The organism is Roseicyclus sp., from assembly GCF_052168335.1.
Classification (GTDB): Bacteria; Pseudomonadota; Alphaproteobacteria; order Rhodobacterales; family Rhodobacteraceae; genus Roseibacterium.
Genome location: NZ_JBQLZP010000240.1, coordinates 1 through 3,177, shown reverse-complemented (window position 1 = coordinate 3,177; position 3,177 = coordinate 1). Strand labels below are relative to the sequence as shown.

At 72.2% G+C, this 3,177-nt stretch carries 3 protein-coding genes; 1 reads left to right on the top strand and 2 read right to left on the bottom strand.

The window, feature by feature from the left end; all coding sequences use genetic code 11:
- Positions 1–938 (bottom strand): transglycosylase domain-containing protein (locus ACTS11_RS07515; RefSeq protein WP_442639709.1); only part of this gene is annotated, 938 nt, incomplete at its 3' end.
- 228 nt (positions 939–1,166) lie between these two features.
- On the opposite strand from ACTS11_RS07515, the gene ACTS11_RS07510 reads away from it, so the two are divergent.
- A complete protein-coding gene (locus ACTS11_RS07510) occupies positions 1,167–1,787 on the top strand; it encodes a class I SAM-dependent methyltransferase (RefSeq protein WP_442639708.1) in 621 nt (206 codons plus the stop codon).
- Positions 1,788–1,791: 4 nt separating this feature from the next.
- Here the strand turns inward: ACTS11_RS07510 and ACTS11_RS07505 are convergent, their stop codons facing one another.
- Positions 1,792–3,009 carry an N-acetylmuramoyl-L-alanine amidase gene (locus tag ACTS11_RS07505; RefSeq protein WP_442639707.1) on the bottom strand — a complete coding sequence of 406 codons (1,218 nt, stop codon included), beginning with the start codon at positions 3,007–3,009 and terminating at the stop codon, positions 1,792–1,794.
- Positions 3,010–3,177: the final 168 nt, after the last annotated feature.

The following is a 3,177-nucleotide window of genomic DNA, read 5'->3' as shown; positions in this document are numbered from 1 at the left end:
CGTTCCGCGACGCGCTGGAGGTCCTCGTCCATCGAGGCGCGCACCGCATAGCCGCCGGTGAAGAAGTCGTCCTCGCCATACTGCGCCGAGAGCTGGCGGCGGATCTCGTCGGTGAAGTAGTTGCGCGGCGGCACCGTCGCCCGGTAGGGCTCGATATGGCCGCCCTGCACCGTCTCGAGCGGCGCGGCGGTGGCGCGCTCCATCTCCTCGCGGGAGATGTAGCCGTTCTCGAACATCTCGCGCAGCACGTAGTTGCGGCGGTTCACGGCGCGGTCGTAGTCGCGGACCGGATGGAAGTTCGAGGGCGCCTGCGGCAGCGCCGCGAGATAAGCCGCCTGTTCCAGCGTCAGGTCCTCGAGCGGCGCGTTGAAATAGGTCTGCGCGGCAGCGGCGACGCCGTAGGAGTTCTGCCCCAGGAAGATCTCGTTGAGGTAGAGCTCGAGGATGCGCTCCTTCGAGAGCGTCTGCTCGATCCGCGCCGCGAGGATGATTTCGCGCACCTTGCGCTCGACCGTGCGCGATCCGTCGAGGAGGAAGTTCTTCATCACCTGCTGGGTGATGGTCGAGGCGCCGCGCACATTCTGGCCGCGCGTCTGCACCGCCTCGACGAAGGCCGCGACGATGGCGCGCGGGTCATAGCCCTGATGCTCCCAGAAGTTGCGGTCCTCGGCCGAGATGAAGGCGTTCGCGACCACGTCCGGGATCTCTTCGGCGCCGACGAAGAGGCGCCGCTCGGTCGCGAACTCGTCCACGACCACACCCTCGCGCGAGTAGATCCGGCTGATCGTGGGCGGCGCGTAGTTCGACAGCGTCTCGTGGTCCGGCAGGTCGTGGCTGTAGAGGAACAGGAGCCCCCCGATGCCGAGCGCGGCCGCGACGATGCCCAGCACGATCGTGCTGAAAAGCGACCCGAAAATGCCGAAAACGAAACGGAACATCCGTCAATCCCTACCCGCCGGTTCAAATTCCGGTCCCGCCAGTCTGCCGGCGGGGCCCCGCCCCTGTCACCTGTCCCTGTCACGCGTCCCCGTCACGCGCTCTTGTCACTGGCCGGTCTTCCGCCGGATGTTCCGCGTCTTCTACACGCGCGCGCGCCCCCGGTCAAAACGCAAGCGCGACGGGGAAGCGGCTTTTCGCGCGGACGTGATGATGCGAGGCTCGCGCCGATGTCGGACGAAGACCCCGAGCGCCCCGGCCCCGAGGCGATCCTGCCCGCCTACGAGCGGGAGGCGCGCGACTGGGCGCGGACGCGGAACCGCGCGCTCTGGGAGGAGCCGGCGCTTCTGGCCGCCGTCGGAGGGCGCGCGCCGGGCCTTCGCGTGCTCGACCTCGGCTGCGGATCGGGGCAGCCCATCGCGGAGTGGTTCGACCGGCGCGGCGATGCCGTCACCGGCGTCGACGGCGCCGCCGCGATGATCGCCGAGTTCCGCGCGCGCGTGCCGGGGGCCGAGGCCGTGCTGGCCGACATGCGCGGGCTTGCGCTCGGGCCGCGCTTCGATGTCGTGATCGCGTTCAACTCGGTCTTCCATCTGTCCCCCGACGACCAGCGCGCCATGATTGCCGTCTTCGCCGCCCATGCGGCGCGGGACGCGACCCTCCTCTTCACGAGCGGGCCGCGCGCGGGCGAGGCCTGGGGCCGGGTCGGCGGATCGGCCGTCTACCACGCCTCGCTCGATCCGGCGGAGTATCGCGCGCTGCTCGACGGGAACGGCTTCGATGTCCTGTGGTTCCGCCCCGAGGACGCGGAGCTTGCCGGGCATTCCGTCTGGCTCGCCCGGAGGAAGTGACCGCCTACTGCCGCAGGAGCCCGGCCCGCACGGCGTCGGTTTCCGCCCAGTCGAGCAGCCCCTCGACCAGCGCCGCCTGCATCCGCGCCCGCCATCCGGGGTCGAGGATGTTCTCGAGGTCGCTTTCGTCCGACATGAAGCCGATCTCGAGGAGGACCGAGGGGATATCGGCGGCCCGCAGCACGGTGAACCCCGCCTCGCCGCGCGGCCGGCCGTGCAGGCGCATGTCGGCGACGCCGATCGCCGTCACCAGCCGGTCGGCCAGCGCCTCGGCGCGGGGCGCGGTCTCGGTGCGGGCGAGGTCCATCAGGACGCCCGCCACCACGTCGTCGCTCCGCGAGAGGTCGATGCCCTGAAGGAGGTCGGCGCGGTCGTGCTGCTCGGCCAGTGCCGCGCTCGCCGCGTCCGACGCGGTGTCCGACAGCGTGTAGACGGTGGCCCCGCGCGCCCTGCCCTCGGCCAGCGCATCGGCGTGGATCGAAACCAGCGCGTCCGCGTTCGCCGCCCGCGCGATGGTCACGCGGGTCGGCAGCGGCACGAAGACATCCGCCTCCCGCGTGAGGACGACCTCGGCACGCCCGGTCCGGCGCAGCGCGTCCGCCAGCTCGCGCGCGAAGGTGAGGACGAGGTCGGCCTCGGTATGCTCGCCGCGCACCGCGCCCGGATCGACGCCGGCGTGGCCGGGGTCGAGCACGATGACGAGGCGCCCGTCGCTGCGCGCGACCGCCTCGGCCTCGGGCCCGCTATCGGACGCCATCCCCGGCGGGAGGCCGGCGCGCGCGCGGAACGCCTCCTCCGTCACGGGGCCGAGGTCCACGCGCACGAAGGCCGCGCCGCTCGCCTCGTCGGTCTCCATCGCGGCGATGCGGGGCGCCATGGGCGCGGCGAGGGTCAGGACGATGCGCGACCAGCCCGGATCGAGCGCGGCCCCCGTCTCGACCGCCTGAAGGCCGGGGACACCTTCTCCGAACCCCTCCGGCAGCCCGTCCCAGAGCACCTCGCGGAAGTCGATCGCCACCCGCCAGGGATCGGCCAGCGTGAAGACGCGGAACGGCACGGGCTGGCTGAGGCCGAGGATAAGCGTGACGCCCTCCTCCCCGGCCTCGACGACGCTCTCGCCCGGCAGCACGCGGGCCAGCGCGCCGAAGCCCTGCGCCACGGCGGCAAGGGGCGCGAGGCTCGCCGCGAGGGCGAGAAGAAGGCTCAGAACTGCTCGGCGCACGGGCTTGGTCCCGGTCTTGGTGTCCTGCCGTCTCCCCTAGCAGATCGGCGCCTCCCGCCCAAGCGGTTCCGGCGGCTCAGCCGGCGCGAAAGAACCGGACGAGGCGCGCGACGCCCTCCTCGATCTCGGCCGTGCCCCGCGCGTAGGAGAAACGCAGCGTCCCGTGGC

Bases quoted from the DNA above. Each gene is read 5' to 3' on its own strand.
- ACTS11_RS07510 (WP_442639708.1), top strand. From the start codon at position 1,167: ATGTCGGACGAAGACCCCGAGCGCCCCGGCCCCGAGGCGATCCTGCCC.